The organism is Mycobacterium sp. 4D054, assembly GCF_052245755.1.
Lineage (GTDB): Bacteria > Actinomycetota > Actinomycetes > Mycobacteriales > Mycobacteriaceae > Mycobacterium.
The window spans coordinates 24,973-41,396 of sequence record NZ_JBQQCF010000047.1 but is presented as its reverse complement, the minus strand read 5'-3'; the positions used below and the strand labels follow the sequence as shown (position 1 = coordinate 41,396).

Annotated in this window: 15 protein-coding genes and 1 pseudogene; 15 read left to right on the top strand and 1 reads right to left on the bottom strand. The window is 69.3% G+C overall.

Translation table 11 applies throughout. The annotated features are described in order from the left end of the window. The 15 genes and pseudogenes from ACTWP6_RS24940 to ACTWP6_RS24870 form a co-directional block, all read left to right on the top strand. A pseudogene (locus ACTWP6_RS24940) lies at positions 1-125 on the top strand (hypothetical protein); the annotation flags it as partial. Continuing rightward, entirely contained in the window at positions 122-685 is a 564-nt protein-coding gene (locus ACTWP6_RS24935; RefSeq protein ID WP_443189077.1) for a YbjN domain-containing protein, read from the top strand. The pseudogene ACTWP6_RS24940 and the gene ACTWP6_RS24935, both read left to right, overlap by 4 nt. Positions 686-697: 12 nt before the next feature. Further along, positions 698-1,450: a phosphoglyceromutase gene (locus ACTWP6_RS24930; RefSeq protein WP_443189076.1), complete on the top strand. Its 753-nt coding sequence runs from the start codon at positions 698-700 to the stop codon at positions 1,448-1,450. A 137-nt stretch (positions 1,451-1,587) separates the two neighbouring features. Then, positions 1,588-2,781 (top strand): sensor histidine kinase, encoded by a 1,194-nt coding sequence (locus ACTWP6_RS24925; protein WP_443189075.1) that lies wholly within the window; start codon positions 1,588-1,590, stop codon positions 2,779-2,781. 7 nt (positions 2,782-2,788) lie between these two features. Further along, complete coding sequence (locus ACTWP6_RS24920) at positions 2,789-3,475, top strand: winged helix-turn-helix domain-containing protein (RefSeq protein WP_443189074.1); 687 nt, start codon at positions 2,789-2,791, stop codon at positions 3,473-3,475. Between the two features lie 477 nt (positions 3,476-3,952). Continuing rightward, on the top strand, positions 3,953-4,786 hold the full coding sequence (locus ACTWP6_RS24915; protein ID WP_260756839.1) for a glycosyltransferase family 2 protein: 834 nt from the start codon (positions 3,953-3,955) through the stop codon (positions 4,784-4,786). Between the two features lie 23 nt (positions 4,787-4,809). Further along, positions 4,810-5,712: a glycosyltransferase family 2 protein gene (locus ACTWP6_RS24910; protein WP_443189073.1), complete on the top strand. Its 903-nt coding sequence runs from the start codon at positions 4,810-4,812 to the stop codon at positions 5,710-5,712. Further along, positions 5,702-6,691, top strand: a complete 990-nt coding sequence (locus ACTWP6_RS24905; protein ID WP_443189072.1) for a glycosyltransferase family 2 protein — start codon at positions 5,702-5,704, stop codon at positions 6,689-6,691. The genes ACTWP6_RS24910 and ACTWP6_RS24905 overlap by 11 nt, the downstream gene beginning before the upstream one ends. Before the next feature lies 1 nt (position 6,692). Further along, complete coding sequence (locus tag ACTWP6_RS24900; RefSeq protein WP_260756842.1) at positions 6,693-7,991, top strand: glycosyltransferase family 2 protein; 1,299 nt, start codon at positions 6,693-6,695, stop codon at positions 7,989-7,991. Further along, positions 7,988-10,060: a family 16 glycosylhydrolase gene (locus tag ACTWP6_RS24895; RefSeq protein ID WP_260756843.1), complete on the top strand. Its 2,073-nt coding sequence runs from the start codon at positions 7,988-7,990 to the stop codon at positions 10,058-10,060. Before ACTWP6_RS24900 ends, ACTWP6_RS24895 begins: the two co-directional genes overlap by 4 nt. After that, on the top strand, positions 10,053-12,161 hold the full coding sequence (locus ACTWP6_RS24890) for a hypothetical protein (protein ID WP_443189071.1): 2,109 nt from the start codon (positions 10,053-10,055) through the stop codon (positions 12,159-12,161). The genes ACTWP6_RS24895 and ACTWP6_RS24890 overlap by 8 nt, the downstream gene beginning before the upstream one ends. Further along, a complete protein-coding gene (locus ACTWP6_RS24885; protein WP_443189070.1) occupies positions 12,158-13,402 on the top strand; it encodes a methyltransferase domain-containing protein in 1,245 nt (414 codons plus the stop codon). Before ACTWP6_RS24890 ends, ACTWP6_RS24885 begins: the two co-directional genes overlap by 4 nt. Next, positions 13,399-14,199 carry a glucose-1-phosphate cytidylyltransferase gene (locus tag ACTWP6_RS24880; RefSeq protein ID WP_260756847.1) on the top strand — a complete coding sequence of 267 codons (801 nt, stop codon included), beginning with the start codon at positions 13,399-13,401 and terminating at the stop codon, positions 14,197-14,199. The genes ACTWP6_RS24885 and ACTWP6_RS24880 overlap by 4 nt, the downstream gene beginning before the upstream one ends. Continuing rightward, the gene (locus ACTWP6_RS24875; protein WP_260756848.1) at positions 14,196-14,855 is read left to right on the top strand and encodes a PIG-L deacetylase family protein; all 660 of its coding nucleotides are present in this window, start codon (positions 14,196-14,198) and stop codon (positions 14,853-14,855) included. The genes ACTWP6_RS24880 and ACTWP6_RS24875 overlap by 4 nt, the downstream gene beginning before the upstream one ends. Continuing rightward, positions 14,852-15,886: an NAD-dependent epimerase/dehydratase family protein gene (locus ACTWP6_RS24870; RefSeq protein ID WP_260756849.1), complete on the top strand. Its 1,035-nt coding sequence runs from the start codon at positions 14,852-14,854 to the stop codon at positions 15,884-15,886. The genes ACTWP6_RS24875 and ACTWP6_RS24870 overlap by 4 nt, the downstream gene beginning before the upstream one ends. Here ACTWP6_RS24870 and ACTWP6_RS24865 read toward each other — a convergent pair. Then, on the bottom strand, positions 15,870-16,424 hold the full coding sequence (locus ACTWP6_RS24865; RefSeq protein WP_260756850.1) for a dTDP-4-dehydrorhamnose 3,5-epimerase family protein: 555 nt from the start codon (positions 16,422-16,424) through the stop codon (positions 15,870-15,872). The two genes, ACTWP6_RS24870 and ACTWP6_RS24865, sit on opposite strands and share 17 nt — an antisense overlap.

The window sequence follows — 16,424 nt, the reverse complement described above, 5'->3', positions numbered from 1 at the left end:
CTGGCCTCCGCAGAACTCATGCTGGACATCGAATGTGTCGAGCGAGCAGGGCGATAGATCAGCGGCACCTCGGGTGCATCGGCAATCCATCCAAGATCACCGACACAAGGATGGTGCACCAGTGAGCGGCGATGAGCCGCTTGCGCGAAGGGCGCAGAGCGCAGCGGCGGTGCAGGACCTGATCGAGCAGACGCTCAAGGAACACGACCTGGAGTACAGCCACCATGACGGCGGGGCCGGCGGGCTGCCCGGGCTGGTCGTCGCGCTGCCGGGAGAGCGCAGGCTCAAGACCAACACGATCCTTTCCATCGGTGAGCACTCGGTGCGCGTCGAGGCGTTCGTGTGCCGGAAACCCGACGAGAACCACGAAGGCGTCTACCGGTTCCTGCTCAAGCGCAATCGCAGGCTCTACGGCGTCGCCTACACTCTCGACAACGTCGGCGACATCTACCTCGTCGGCCGGATGGCGCTGGCCTCCGTCACCCCCGACGAGGTCGACCGTGTGCTCGGGCAGGTGCTCGAAGCGGTGGACTCCGACTTCAACACGTTGCTGGAGTTGGGTTTTCGCACCTCCATCCAGAAGGAATGGGAGTGGCGGGTATCGCGCGGGGAGTCGCTGAAGAACCTGCAGGCCTTCCAGCACCTCATCACCGACGACCGCGACGACGACTGGACCCGGCCGTGAGAAGATCAGCCCATGGCTGAAACCTCGACGCTGATCCTGCTCCGCCACGGCGAGAGCGAGTGGAACGCGCTGAACCTGTTCACCGGTTGGGTGGACGTCGACCTCACCGACAAGGGCAGGGCCGAGGCGGCACGCGCCGGTGAGCTCCTCAAGGCGCAGGACCGGTTGCCCGACGTGCTGTACACGTCGCTGCTGCGCCGGGCCATCACCACCGCCAACATCGCGCTGGACAAGGCCGACCGGCATTGGATCCCGGTGCACCGCGACTGGCGCCTCAACGAGCGCCACTACGGCGCGTTGCAGGGGCTGAACAAGGCCGAGGTGAAGGCCAAGTACGGCGAAGAGCAGTTCATGGCGTGGCGCCGCAGCTACGACACCCCGCCGCCGCCCATCGAACCCGGCAGCGAGTTCAGCCAGGACCGCGACCCGCGATACGCCGACATCCCCGGCGGCCCCCCGCTGACCGAGTGCCTGAAGGACGTCGTCGAACGCTTCATCCCCTACTTCACCGAGGTGATCGTGCCGGACCTGAAGGCCGGTAAGACCGTGCTGATCGCCGCGCACGGCAATTCGCTGCGGGCGTTGGTCAAGTACCTCGACGGGATCTCCGACGAAGACATCGTCAGCCTGAACATCCCGACCGGTATCCCGCTGCGGTACGACCTGGACGAGAACCTGAAGCCGACGGTGGCCGGCGGCAGCTACCTCGACCCCGAGGCTGCGGCCGCGGGCGCCGCGGCCGTGGCCGCCCAAGGCGCCAAGTAATCCTGCGGTGACGTCGGGCGAACGCCGGGTGAACAACCGGGGACATGAGACCGAACTTCCGGCTCCGACGTTGTGACATGTCCCGTTTTGGCCGCTCGCCGCTGGGATGACGTTCACCGAATGCGTACGATTTGCCCGTGAGTGTCGGATCGGCGCTGCTTCTCGTAGCGGTGGTGGCACTGCTCGCATCGGCGGTCGGTGTGGCGTGCGGAGTGCTGGTGGCGCCCCGGCTTCGAGACGGCCGTCAACGGCGATCCAGCGAACAGATCGGCCTCACGGTGTCGCAGATGCTGGATTACATCGTGTCCCAGGCTCCGGTCGGCATCGCGGTCGTGGACACGTTCCGTGACGTCGTCTACACCAACGACCGGGCCGAGGAGTTCGGCCTGGTGCGTGACCGGCTACTCGATGACCAGGCATGGGGGGCCGCGGAACGCACGCTGCTCACCGGTGAGCCCATCACCTTCGACCTGTCGCCTCGCCGGCGCAGCCGTCCTGTCCGGGCGGGGCTGTCGATCCGCGGACACGCGCAGCTGCTCACCGATCAGGACCGGCGGTTCGCGGTGGTCTACGTGACCGATCACTCCGAGCAGGCGCGAATGGAGGCGACTCGCCGCGACTTCGTCGCCAACGTCAGCCATGAGCTCAAGACCCCGGTCGGTGCGCTGGGGGTGCTCGCGGAGGCCGTGCTCGCCTCGGACGACGACCCCGACACCGTGAAGCACTTCGCCGGCAAGATGGTGGCGGAGTCGACCCGGCTGGCCGACATGGTCGGCGAGCTGATCGAGCTGTCCCGGCTGCAGGGCGCCGAACGGCTGCCCGATCTGGAAGCCGTCGACGTTGACACCGTGGTCTCCGAGGCGCTGTCCCGGCACAAAGTCGCCGCCGACAACGCCGATATCGCCGTCACCACCGACGCACCCACCGGGTTTCAAGTGCTGGGTGACCAGACGCTGCTGGTGACCGCCATCGCGAACCTGGTGTCCAACGCTATTGCATACTCGCCCAACGGATCTGCAGTCTCAATCAGCCGCAGGCGGCGGGGCGACAACATCGAGATCGCGGTCACCGACCGCGGTATCGGCATCGCCCCGGAAGACCAGGAGCGGGTCTTCGAACGGTTCTTCCGCGTCGACAAGGCGCGGTCGCGGGCCACCGGCGGTACCGGTCTGGGGCTGGCGATCGTCAAGCACGTTGCCGCCAACCACAACGGTTCCATCCGGCTGTGGAGCCAGCCGGGCACCGGCTCGACCTTCACCTTGTCTATTCCTGCCTATCACCGCGGCGCCGACGCCGACGGTGCCGACGACCCCGAAGAGCGAGAGGGCTGATGCATCGATGACCAGCGTGCTGATCGTGGAGGACGAGGAGTCCCTGGCCGATCCCCTGGCCTTTCTGTTGCGTAAAGAAGGTTTCGAGACCACCGTGGTGACCGACGGGCCGGCCGCGCTGGCCGAGTTCGACCGCGCCGGCGCCGACATCGTGTTGCTCGACCTGATGCTGCCCGGGATGAGCGGCACCGACGTGTGCAAGCAACTGCGGTCGCGGTCGAGCGTCCCGGTGATCATGGTGACGGCCCGGGACAGCGAGATCGACAAGGTGGTGGGACTCGAACTCGGGGCCGACGACTACGTCACCAAGCCGTACTCGGCGCGTGAGCTCATCGCCCGGATCCGGGCCGTGCTGCGCCGCGGCGCCGACAACGACGAGATCGGCGTCGGCGACGCGGTGCTGGAGGCCGGACCGGTCCGGATGGATGTGGACCGGCACGTGGTCAGCGTCAACGGGCAGCCGATCACGTTGCCGCTCAAGGAGTTCGACCTCCTGGAGTACCTGATGCGCAACAGCGGGCGGGTACTCACGCGCGGGCAGCTCATCGACCGGGTATGGGGGGCCGACTACGTCGGGGACACCAAGACCCTGGATGTGCACGTCAAGCGGCTGCGCAGCAAGATCGAGACGGACCCGGCCAATCCCGTTCACCTGGTGACCGTGCGGGGGCTGGGTTACAAGCTCGAAGGCTGACCCGTCGCGGCGCTGCTCCCCGGTATCCCGGTTTGCGGTGAGATTAAATCTCGGTGCTGACGCCCTTAATGGCAACCACCGTTAATTCGTGATCTTGGTAACAGTCGACAGGTCGTTTTCGTTGTCTTCTGTTTGCTAACTCTGCACAAGATCGCACAAAATTACGCGACACCACAAGCGTCGGTGTCTCATGAACTTCCACGGTTATACGGTCTACCAGCTGGTACATGCCCGAGTATTAACGCGGATGTCGATACACAGCTAACTCTCAGAATCGGTTAGCTAGATCCAAAATACCTTGCCTAGCGCGTCGATTGACGCACTGATAACGTCCCGCGCTAACGCCGAACGGCCACGATCTGTCGCCGTAGCGAACGCAGTGAGGTTTGCAGCCGAATGTGCTGACTGCACCTGTGCGGCCGCCGGCGGACCGGTCCGAACCACGGGAACCTGACCCGGAACAGAGGGAGTCGAGCAGTGACTGAACTGGCGGCGCAGAACGGGCACGACACGACCGCGACGATGCGGGCCACCGGCCTGATCGACGGCCGAAGCGCGCGCACGGCGGCGGGCCGCACGCCTGCCGCGTCGGCGATGACGGTCAGCCTGGTCATCCCGGTCCGCAACGAGGCCCGCAACGTCGCGTGGGTGCTCGAACAGATCACCGACGACGTGGACGAGATCATCCTGGTCGACGGCAGATCGACCGACGCGACCGTGATCACCGCGCGCAGCTACCGCCCCGACATCACGGTGGTGTCGCAGCAGGGGACCGGCAAGGGGGATGCGCTGCGCGCCGGCTTCGCCGCCGCCACCGGCGACGTCGTAGTGATGATGGACGCCGACGGCAGCATGGCCCCCCAGGAGATCCGGCACTACCTGCACTTCCTGGCCAACGGCTACGACTTCGTCAAGGGTTCGCGGTTCATCGCCGGCGGCGGGTCGCTGGACATCACACCGTTCCGCCGGGCCGGCAACAAATTCCTTCTTGCGGTGTTCAACTCGCTGTTCGACAGCGAGCTCACCGACCTGTGCTACGGGTTCTGTGCCTTCCATCGCCGGTATCTCGACTTGTTGGCCTTGCAGGCAACGGGTTTCGAGATCGAGGCGGAGATGACGGTGCGCGCCAGTCAAGCGGGGCTGCGCATCGCCGAGGTGCCCAGCATGGAGATGCCGAGGCGCTACGGCACATCGAACCTGCACGCCATCCGGGACGGGATCCGGGTGCTGCGCACGGTGTTGCGCAACCACCGGTCGGGCGTCTCGGGCCGCGTGGCCCAGGCGCTGGCCGCCGAGAAGCGCTCGGCGTAGCGATCATCCGGGGGGTTGACGACGTGACCAGCATCATCGCCTCGACGTCGCCGTCGAGAACACCGCGCGAGCGCAAAGCCCGTCCCGCAGTGTCGATCTGCATCCCCGCCTACCAGGCGCAGCGCCATCTGGGCGCGACCCTGGACAGCGCGCTGGCGCAGGACAGCGACGACTTCGAGGTCGTGGTCGTCGACAACAACAGCTCCGACGGCACCGGCCGACTACTCGACGGGCTCACCGATCCGCGGGTTCGGGTCCTGCGTAACGACGTGACCGTGCCGATGATCGACAACTTCAATCTCGCGATCCGCCGCAGCCGCGGCCGCTACGTCAAACTCGTTTGCGCCGACGACATTCTGGCGCCGGACTGCGTGCGGGTACAGGCGGCCGCGCTGGAGGCGATGCCCGAGGTCACGCTGGTCTCGGCGCGGACGGACTTCATCGACGACGCAGGCACGATGATCCGGCCCGACCGGGGCCTGCCGGGCATCGAGGGCAGGCGGCCGGCCGACCACGTCGTGCGCCGCATCGTCCGCAGCGGCACCAACCCGATCGGCCCGCCGGTCGCCGCGATGTTCCGGCGCGCCGACTTCGACCGCTGCGGCGGGTTCCGGCACGTCAGCTCGTTCCTCAGCGAGCTCGACCTGTGGGTGCGTCTGCTCGGCCGCGGCGAGTTCTACGGCGTCCCGAGAACTCTCGCGGCCTTCCGGATCGCCAGCGGTTCCACCACGGCGCTGACCTCCGCGCGGTCCCAGCTCGGGCAGATCCTCGGGTTCTCCGGCATGCTCGCGGCCGACCCGGCCTGGAACGTCACCGTCGGCGACCGCATCTACGGCCGTGTCCGGTCCTGCGACATGCAGCTCCGGCGCACCGGTCTCTACGCGTTGAGCACGATCCGCAGCCGCAGGAGCGCACATGACCATTGAGCACGTCCGCAACCACCGGGTACTGCCGCACGTTCGGCGGGCCGAACTGCGGCCGGTGGAAAGCCTGTCCGTCGTCATCTGCGCCTACACCACCGAACGCTGGGACGACCTGTGCCGGTCGGTCGAGTCGGTGCTGGCCGACCGGGGCCCGCAGCTGCAGGTCGTCGTGGTGATCGACCACAACGACGAGCTCTACGTGCGCGCAATCGTACGGTTCGGCCACGATCATCGAATCCTGGTGCGTCACAGCGACGGTCCGCGTGGGCTGTCGGGGGCTCGCAACACCGGAGTGGATTTCGCCGACGGCGAGGTGGTGGCGTTCCTCGACGACGACGCGGCCGCCGAACCCGGATGGAGCCGGGCCCTGCTGCGGCACTACGACAATCCCCGCGTGCTCGGGGTCGGCGGCTCCGCGGCACCGGTCTGGCCGGACGGCCGCCCCCGTTGGATGCCCGCCGAGTTCGACTGGGTGGTCGGCTGCAGCTATACCGGCCAACCCGAGCGTCTCGCACCGGTGCGTAATCCGTTGGGCTGCAACATGTCGCTACGCAGGTCCGCGCTCGACGACATCGGCGGATTCCGCCCGGAGGTCGGCCGGGTCGGAAAGAAGCCGGTCGGCGGCGAGGAGACCGAGCTGTTCCTGCGGCTGCGCACCATGCGACCGACCGGCCGGGTGCTGCTGGATCCCGCTGCGTCCGTGCGGCACTACGTCAGCAGCGACCGGGCGACGCTGCGGTACTTCGTCAGCCGCTGCTACCACGAAGGCTTGTCCAAGGCGGTGGTCACCCGGCTGGCCCGGGCGTCGCGGCCACTCGACAGCGAACGTGCCTACACCACCAGGGTTCTGCCGCGTGCGGTGGCCCGGGAAGCAGTGTCCCTGCGCCGCGGCGGCCGGGCCAGAGCGGCGGTCATGGTGCTGGGGCTCGGCGTCACCACCGCCGGCTACCTGCGGGGCAGGCTCACCCGGCGGAGCAGCTGAGATGACCGACCTCACCGTCCCCGACGTGACGCTACGCCCCGTGCTCGCCGGTGCGGCGCGGCCGGACTGGGACGGCGCGCTCTGGGTGGGCGAGATCTGGGCGGACGCGTGCGGCGTGCACCGGCTGCACGCCGCCGACGGATACCGGCGGGCCCGCCTGCTGGTGCGCGCCGAGTCCGGCCCGCTCGGCTTCGTCGAGCTCGACATCGTCGACCGGGCCGTCGATCCGCGGCAGCTGCGGGCGGCTGTCGCCGACCTGCCCGCGCGGGACCCGTCGCCGACGGGCCCCGCATCGACGGTTCCCGGCGCGCGAGCCGTGCCGATCAGCATCGTGATCTGCACCCGCGACCGCGTGTCCATGCTGCGTACCGCCGTGGAATCGGCTCTGGCCGTGAACTATCCGGACTTCGAGATCGTCGTCGTCGACAACGCCGGTGCCACGGACGCCACCCGGCGGTACGTCGAGAGCCTGGCCGACCCCCGGGTGCGGGTGGTCGAGGAACCACGCCCCGGACTGTCCCGGGCGCGCAACACCGGACTGCTGGCCGCCGGGGGCGAGGTCGTCGCGTACACCGACGACGACGTCGTCGTCGACCGGCACTGGCTGAGCGCGATCGCCCACGGCTTCGGTCGCGGACCGTCGGTCTCGTGCGTGTCCGGGATCGTGCCCGCCGCCGAACTGCGCACCCCGGCGCAGGCGTACTTCGACGCCCGGGTGGCGTGGTCGAAGTGTCTGGACGCGCGGGTGTTCGACCGGTCCGCGCCGCCGGCCGACATCCCGCTGTTCCCGTACGCGGTCGGGCATTACGGCACCGGCGCGAACTTCGCCGTCGACCGGGCCGTCGCCCTCGCGTTGGGTGGATTCGACGAGGCCCTCGGGGCCGGCGCCCCGGCGGGCGGCGGGGAGGACCTCGACATGTTCTTCCGTGTGCTGGCCGCAGGCGGGCAGCTGGTGTACGACCCGGCTGCGCTGGTGTGGCACCGGCACCGCGCCGACGGTGACGGCCTCGCCGCGCAGAGCCGCACCTACGGGACAGGCCTGGGGGCCTGGATCGCCAAGATCGCGTGCGATCGCCGCACGGCCCCCGACGCCGTGATGACGGCGGTGCGCAAGGCTCCTGCGTTCGTCGGGCACCTGTCGTACTCGGCGTCCACGGCCCGCCCCGCCGACGACCTGACCGACCTGCTGCCCGACGGGCTGACCACGCCCGCGTGGCGCTCGGTCCTCGCCGGCTTCCGCGCCTACCGCGCCGCGCTGCGCGAGGGGCGAAGCCCCGCACCGCTTCTGGGGACGACGTGAGCCTGCACGCCGAACGCAACCTGCGGCTCAACACCGTTGCGCTGATCCTGTCGACGGCGTCGACAGGTGTGCTCGGCCTGGCGTTCTGGGCCGTGTCGGCCCGGCTGTTCCCCGCTCACGAGGTCGGTCTGGCCTCGGCGCTCATCACTTCGGCGGTGCTGTTGTCGTCGCTGTCGTGTCTCGGCCTCGACGTCCTCTACGAGCGCTTCCTGCCGGTGGCGGGAACGCGCGCGCCCGCTCTGCTGCACCGTGGCTTCCTGCTGGTCGCAGGCACCGGTGCGCTGACCGGGGCGGTGCTGGTCGTCGTCGGCCCGCGTCAGCCGCTGTTCGAATCCGGCTGGGCGATGGCGGGTTTCCCGCTGATGGTGATGGTGCTGGCTGTTTTCGCCCTGCTCGACAAGGCCACTTCGGGGCTGGGTGTGGCGCGCTGGTCGGCGGTGAAGAACCTGGCGCACGCCGCGGCGAAGCTGGTGGCGGTCGTCGCACTGGCGGTCTGGGAGCAGGCCGCCACCATCGTGCTGAGCTGGACGCTCACCGCCGCGGTCGCCGCTTTGTGCACCTACGTGGTGCTACACCGGCGCAGCCGGCGGCATCCCCGATGGCACCGCCCGGCCGATCTGCCTCCGCGCAAACAGATGTGGTCGTACTTCGGTTCGTCACTGGGCATCGGGTCGTTGTGGTCGATCGGTCCGCTGGTGGTGCCGCTGATCGTGGTCACCCAGATCGGACCTGCGGCGAACGCGTACTTCGCGATCAGCTGGGCCATGATCAGCGCGCTGTACCTGATGATGCACCTGGTCGTCGGACCGTACGTGGCCGAGGTCGCGGCCAACCCCGGCCAGGTGCGGGCGCTGTCCTGGCGCATGGTGCGGATGATGGCCGCCGTGGCCGTGCTGTCCTCGGCCGGTCTGCTCCTGGTGGGACCGCTGACGCTGGGCCTGGCCGGTGACGAATACCGTGCCGAGGGCACAGCTCTGCTGTGGCTGGCGGCGGCGTTCCTGCCGCTGTCGGCGGTGGCCGCCGTCTACGAGGGCTTCGCCCGCGTGCAGCGCAGACTCGCGCTGTACCTGTCCGTGCAGGCACTGGTCACCGTGGTGATCGTCGCCGGATCCTGGTACGGCACCCGCGCGCTCGGTGTCATCGGCGTCGGCTGGGCCTACCTGGTGGCCGAAGCGCTGGCCGCGCTGATCCTGATCTGGCCGACCGTGGCGTGGCTGCGCGGTATCGGTGCCGCACCGGGCGCGCGGCCCCGTCATGCGGCGCCGTCGAACCGGGTCCCGATCCGCGTCGGGGCGGTGCTGCTGGCCGCGGCACTGCCGGTCGGTCTGCTTTATGTGATCGAACGTCCCACTGCAGCAGCGTCGTTGGTGCTCTTCGACGATTTCAACGGTGCCGCGGGGACGCCGCCCGACCCGGCGCGGTGGGGCCACGACGTCGGCGGCGGCGGATGGGGCAACGGCGAAGTGCAGGTGTACACCGACGATCCGGCCAACGCGGCGCTGGACGGCGACGGCCACCTCGTGGTGACCGCCCGGCGCGACGGCCGGCATATCACCTCCGCGCGGCTGACCACCAAAGACCGTCTGTCCTTCACCTACGGACGTGCGGAGGCGCGGCTGAAGCTGCCCCAGGGCGCGGGGCTGCACCCCGCCTTCTGGCTGCTGGGCACCGACCTCGACAGTGTGGGCTGGCCCGCCAGCGGAGAACTCGACGTCGTCGAGACCATCGGTGAGGCGCACTTCGTCCACTCCGGCGCGATCGGCCCCTACACCGACGGCACGGAATACAAGCTGGCTGCGGCCGTGCCGATCGATCCGGCCTTCGTCGACGGCTTCCACACCTACTGGGTGCAGCGGGAACCGGGCATCGTCTCGATGGGCGTCGACGACCGGACCACCGGCGTGTTCCACGCCGCAGACCTTTCCCCCGAACAACTCTGGGTGTTCGACAAGCCGTTCTTCCTCGTGCTCAACGTCGCGGTCGGGGGGGACTGGCCGGGGCCCGTGCAGGACGGCACACCGTTTCCCGCCGAGATGACGGTCGACTGGGTGAGGGTGACCGGTGACTGATCTCCTCGAACGCCCGGTCCATCGCGTGGCGCCGCCGTCGGGCGGCGGCAGGCACCGCAAGGTCGCCCCGGTCGCGCATCACCTCGACACCCCGGCGGTGGAACCGTTCGCGCTGGCGTCGGCGGTGCTCGGCACGCTGTCACTGGCCCCGGTGCCGCCGTGGCTGCGGGCGGTGCTGCTGGCGGTGTTCGTCCTGACCGGTCCCGGGTTGGCGACGGTGCTGTGGTTGCGTCTGCCGTCGGCCACCGTCGTCGCGGTCGTGCCGGTCACCGGCCTGGCCGGAATGGCCGGGGCCACCGCGGTGTGCAACTGGGCGGGGCTTTGGCTCCCGGTGCCGTTGCTGCTGTCGGCCACGGCGGCCGTCGCGGCGTCGGCGCTGGTGTCAGTCTGGCGCCGCGGCACTTTCACCACCGCCTGGCCGCTGCCGGCCGCGCAGCATTGGCGGGTGACCGCGCCGTACCTGTGGATCATCGCGGCGTTGTGCGGATGGGCAGCCGCGCTGCCCGGGATGGCAGCCGCCCCCGACTCGCCGTTCGGCCTGCTGTTCAGCGGCACCGGACCGATGCTCGTCGCGGTGGCCGCCGTGCTCGTCGCGGTGTTCGTGGTCGCGCTGCGGGACGACGCGCTGGTGGTCGCCGCCGCGGCGGTCGGCGCCGTGATCGTGGTGCTGCGGTTGACCGTCACGCTGATCACCGACCTGCCGTTGTATCCGTGGACCTACAAACATCTGGGCATCGTCGACTACCTGATACAGCATCACGGGTTCCCACCGTCCGGCGTCGACGTCTACCGCGAATGGCCCGCGTTCTTCACCTCGTTCGCCTGGTTCAGTGACGTCACCGCAGTCGATCCCGTGATCGTCGCGCACTGGTTCGCGCCGGTGACCCACGTGGTGCTGGCACTGGTCATCGCGGGCCTGTCGGCCACGCTCGGATTGGACCGGCCGCAGACGCTCGCCGCGGTGATGGTCGCCGAGCTGGCGAACTGGGTGGCCCAGGACTACTTCGCCCCCCAGGCCTATGCGATGGTGCTCGGTCTCGGTGTCGTCGTCACGCTGCTCGCCGCGCGCACCGCGCCTGCGGCCGGATGGCTGTCGCTGGTGTTGTTCGCCGCGTTGGTGCCCACCCACCAGCTCACGCCGTACTGGGTTTTCGGTGTGGTCGTGACGCTGGCGGCAGCGCGTCGGCTCAGGTCGGCCTGGATCGTGATCCCTTATGCCGCAGTGCTGATCGGATACCTGATTCCGCGCAGTTACATCGTGTTCCAGCACGGCGGCCTGTCGAGCATGAACCCGCTGGCCAACGGCGCCGGAAACGTCGAGTACGCCGGGTCGGCCGCGAAGATGTTCACCTCGCTCGTGTGTCGCGGGCTGTCGGCCGGGGTGGTGCTGCTGGCGCTGGTCGCGGTGGTGGTGTGGTGGCGCAGCGGGCGCCGCGTGCTGATCCCGGCCGTGCTGGCGTTCAGTCCGTTCGGCCTGCTGCTGCTCAACAGCTATGGGGGCGAGGCGATCTTCCGCGTCTACCTGTACGCACTGCCGGGCTGCGCGGTGCTGATCGCTCCGCTGCTGGTCGCATCGGTCAGAGTCCGTGCCGGCCGGTACGTGGCCGTGCTCGCCCTGGCCGGGATCGCCGCCGCGGGACTGCAGGGTTATTACGGCACCTGGCAGCTCAACGTGCAGAAGCCGTCCCAGCTGGCGCTGTTGGCGAACCTGGTCGAGGGTGTGGACGGGTCCCGCGGCCCGGCCACCGTGTGGAACCTGCACACCGCCGGCTTCCCGTCGCGGGCGACGGCGACGGCGGTGTCCCTGGCCGTCGCCGACAGTGCCTACGACGGAACCATTTTCGAACGCTGGCCGGGTATCGAGACCGGCTTCCCGGACGCCGGACAGTTCGACGACGTCACCGCGCTGGCCGCGGCCGGGACGGGGGACACGTACTTCGTGTTCTCCGACGAGGCGACGACGGCGCTGTCCTATCTCGGCCACGCCGAACCCGACACGGTCGAGCGCTTCGAGGACATGTTCGCGACGAGCCCGGTGTGGTGCCTGCGACTGCAGGACGAGACCACCACCGTGTACCGATACCAGGAGGTGTGCCGATGAGATGCCGATTGTGTGGATCCGCCCGGATGCACAGTGTGCTCGACCTCGGCGCCACGCCGCCGTGCGCGAAGTTCCTCACCGCAGACGAACTCGACGTCGCGGAGCCGACCTACCCACTGCACCTGCGGCTGTGCCAGGACTGTCTGCTGCTGCAGATTCCGGCGCTGATCACCCCCGAGGACAACTTCACCGAGTATGCGTACTTCTCGTCGTACTCCGACACCTGGGTCGACCACGCCCGGCGCTTCGTCGCCGACGCCACCGAACGTGCCGGGCTGGGCCGGGATTCGTTCGTGGTCGAGGTCGCCAGCAACGACGGGTACCTGCTGCAGCACGTCGTCGCGGCCGGCATCGGGTGCCTGGGCGTGGAGCCCTCGATCAACGTCGGGGCGGCCGCGCGCCGCCGCGGAGTGCCGACGCTGTCGGCGTTCCTCGACGAACAGACCGCCGCCGAGGTGCGCGCCCAGCACGGGCCCGCCGATCTGGTGGTCGCCAACAACGTCTACGCCCACATCCCCGACCTGCTCGGCTTCACCCGGGCGCTGCGTGGTCTGCTTGCCGACGACGGCTGGCTGAGCATCGAGGTCCACCACGCGCTGAATCTGGTTGCGCTGGGCCAGTTCGACACCGTCTACCACGAGCACTTCCAGTACTACACCGTGCTCTCGGCGATCCGGGCGCTGGCCACCGGAGGGCTGTCGGTGGTGGACGTGGAGATGCTGCCGACCCACGGCGGATCGATCCGGCTGTGGGCACGTCCCGCGGAGAGCGCCGGTGCACCGGGCCCTCGGGTCACCGCGGCGCTGGAGGCCGAGAACGAGGCCGGATTGCACCACCTCGACGGATATCTCGGCCTGCGGCCCCGGACCGAGGCGATCCGGCACGACCTGCTGCGCTTCCTGCTCGACTGCCGGTCCCGCGGCCTGCGGGTGGTCGGCTACGGGGCACCCGGCAAGGGCAGCACGCTGCTCAACTACTGCGGTATCCGCGACGACCTGATCGAGTACACCGTGGACCGGAACCCGTACAAGCACGGCCGGTTCACCCCGGGCACGCGGATCCCGATTCACGATCCGGCCCAGCTCGACAAGGACCGCCCCGACGTGATCGTGGTGCTGCCGTGGAACCTGCGGGCCGAGATCACCGAGCAGCTCGCGTACACCGCCGAATGGGGTGCGCGGCTGGTCTTCCCACTTCCCACCCTGCACGTCGTCGACCTGACGGAAGGAACCGTGAAATGAAAGTCGTGTTGTTCTGTGGTGGCTACGGGATGCGCATGCGCAACAGCAGCGACGACACCATCCCCAAGCCCATGCAGATGCTCGGTCCGCGACCGCTGATCTGGCACGTCATGCGCTACTACGCCCACTTCGGGCACACCGAGTTCGTGCTGTGCCTGGGCTACGGCGCCGAGCACATCAAGAACTACTTCCTCACCTATCAGGAATCGGCGTCCAACGACTTCGTCATCCGCGGCGGCAAGGTGGAGCTGCTGCAGACCGACATCAGCGACTGGTCCATCACCTTCGTCGACACCGGCACGGAATCCTCGATCGGAGAACGGCTCCGGCGGGTGCGCCACTTCGTCGAGGACGACGAGTACTTCCTCGCCAACTACGCCGACGTGCTCACCGACGCGCCGCTCAACGACATCATCGACGAGGTCAAGGCGTCGGGAGCGACGGCGTCGATGCTGATCGTGCCGCCCCAGTCGTCGTTCCACTGCGTCGACGTGGCCGACTCCGGGCAGGGATGCGGTGCGATCACCGGGATCACCCCGGTGTCCCGGCTGCCGATCTGGGAGAACGGGGGCTACTTCGTGATGTCCTCGCAGATCCTGAACCTGCTCACCGAGAACTGCGATCTGGTCGAGGACACCTGCGCCCGGCTGGCCGCCGACGGAAAGCTGTTCGGGTACCGGCATCTCGGCTTCTGGAAGCCCGCCGACACCTTCAAGGAGCGTGCCGAGCTCGAAGTCGCCTACCGCAGCGGGGACCGGCCGTGGGCACTGTGGGAGCACGCGAAGGCGGCCTCGTGATCGACCTCACCGCAGGACCCGTCCGCGAGGTGGCGGCGCTCGGCGCGCACTGCGACGACATCGCGATCGGCGCAGGCGCAACACTTCTCACGCTGTCTCGGGCGAACCCGGGACTGCAGGTCCATGCACTGGTGCTGTGCGGCGCCGGCACCGAACGCGAAGCCGAGGAGCGGGCGGCGCTGGCGGCGTTCTGCCCCGGCGCCACGGTGCACCTGACCCTCCTGGGCCTGCCCGACGGGCGCACCCCGGCCCACTGGGACAGCGTCAAGGACGGGCTCAGCACAATGCGCCGCAGCTGCGAACCGCAACTGGTGTTCAGCCCGCACCGCCATGACGCCCACCAGGACCACCGGCTGCTCGCCGAACTGACCCCCACCGAGTTCCGCGACCACGTGGTGCTGGGCTACGAGATCCTCAAATGGGAGTCGGACACCCCGTCGCCCAACGTGTTCCACCCGGTGGATGCCGAGATCGCCGAGGAGAAGGTCAGGCTGCTGCACAAGCACTACCCGTCGCAGGCCGGCCGCGACTGGTTCGACGAGCAGTCGTTCCTCGGGTTGACGCGACTGCGCGGCGTGCAGTGCCGCAGCGCGCACGCCGAGGCGTTCGTCGCGGAGAAGACGGTGCTGCGATTCCCGCGGCGAGGTGCGGCATGAGCCGGCGCGTACTGGTCACCGGTCACCAGGGCTATCTCGGCACCGTCATGGTGCCGGCGCTGCGCGCGGCAGGCCACCAGGTCACCGGTCTGGACGTCGGGTACTTCGCCGACTGCGTGCTGGGCCCCCGCCCGGACGACCCCGTGGGCCTGGCAGTCGACCTGCGCGACGTCCGCCCCGAGCACCTGGCCGGCTTCGACGCGGTCATCCACCTGGCCGCCCTGTCCAACGATCCGCTCGGCGCGCTGGCGCCCGAGGTCACCCACGACATCAACCACCACGCCTCGGTGCGCCTGGCCCGCTTCGCGAAAGAGGCCGGGGTGCAACGGTTCCTGTACGCCTCGACGTGTTCGGTGTACGGCGCGGCAGGGGACGGGGCGGTCGACGAGGACGCCCCGCTGCGCCCGCTCACGCCCTACGCGGTCAGCAAGGTCCGCGTCGAGGACGATGTGGCGGCACTGGCCGACAGCGACTTCGCTCCCGTGTTCCTGCGCAACGCCACGGCGTTCGGTTTCTCGGCGCGGCTGCGCGCAGACATCGTGCTGAACAACCTGGTCGGATCCGCGGTGCTGACCGGGGTAGTGCGCGTGCTGTCCGACGGCACCCCGTGGCGTCCGCTGGTGCACGCCCGCGACATCGCCGCGGCGTTCATCCGGTGCCTGGAGGCGCCGGCGCCGACGGTCGCCTGCCGCGCTTTCAACATCGGCAGCGAGCGCAACAACGTCACCGTGGCGCAGATCGCGCGGCAGGTGGCCGACGCCGTGCCGGCCTCACAGGTGTTGATCACCGGCGAGACCGGTGCCGACCCGCGTTCCTACCGGGTCGACTTCACGAGGGCCAGAACCGAACTCGGCTTCGAGGCCGCCGTGTCGGTGGCCGAAGGGGCCGCCGAGCTGTGCTCGGCGTATCTGCGCCACGGCCTGACTTCGGCAGACATGGCGGCGAAGTTCACCCGGCTGGCCCGCCTCGCGCAGCTGCGCGACAGCGGCCGGCTGGACGACGCGATGCGGAGGATCAGTGAAGTTGTGTGAGCAGCCGGGCCCAGCTGGCCGCCGCGGCGTCACGCGGCGACAGCAGGGCCGGACGCAGCGGCCATTCGATATCCAGGTCGGGGTCGTCGTGCGCCACGGCGATGTCCTCGGCCGGATCGTGCGCGCGGTTGATGCGGTAGCAGACGTCGGCGACGTCGGTGAGCGCCTGGAAGCCGTGCAGCATGCCCGGCGGCACGTAGAGATGGCGGAATGTGGTGTCGTCGAGCAGGAACACCTCGTGCCTGCCGAACGTCGGCGACTGCGGTCTGGCGTCGACGAGCACGTCGTGCACGGCACCGTGTGCGCAGCGCACGAGCTTGGCCTCGCCGCGGCCGCGCCGGCCGTGCAGGCCGCGGATGACCCCACGGGCCGAGCGGGACTGGGAATCCTGGACGAACGAGGCCGCGGCGCCGGGCACACCCGACCAGTCGTCGAAAACCTCGGCGTCGAACGTGCGGGTGAACAATCCACGGTCGTCGTGGTGCGGTTGCGGCACCAGCGTGACCACACCCGCGAGCTGGGCCGGTTCGATACGCAC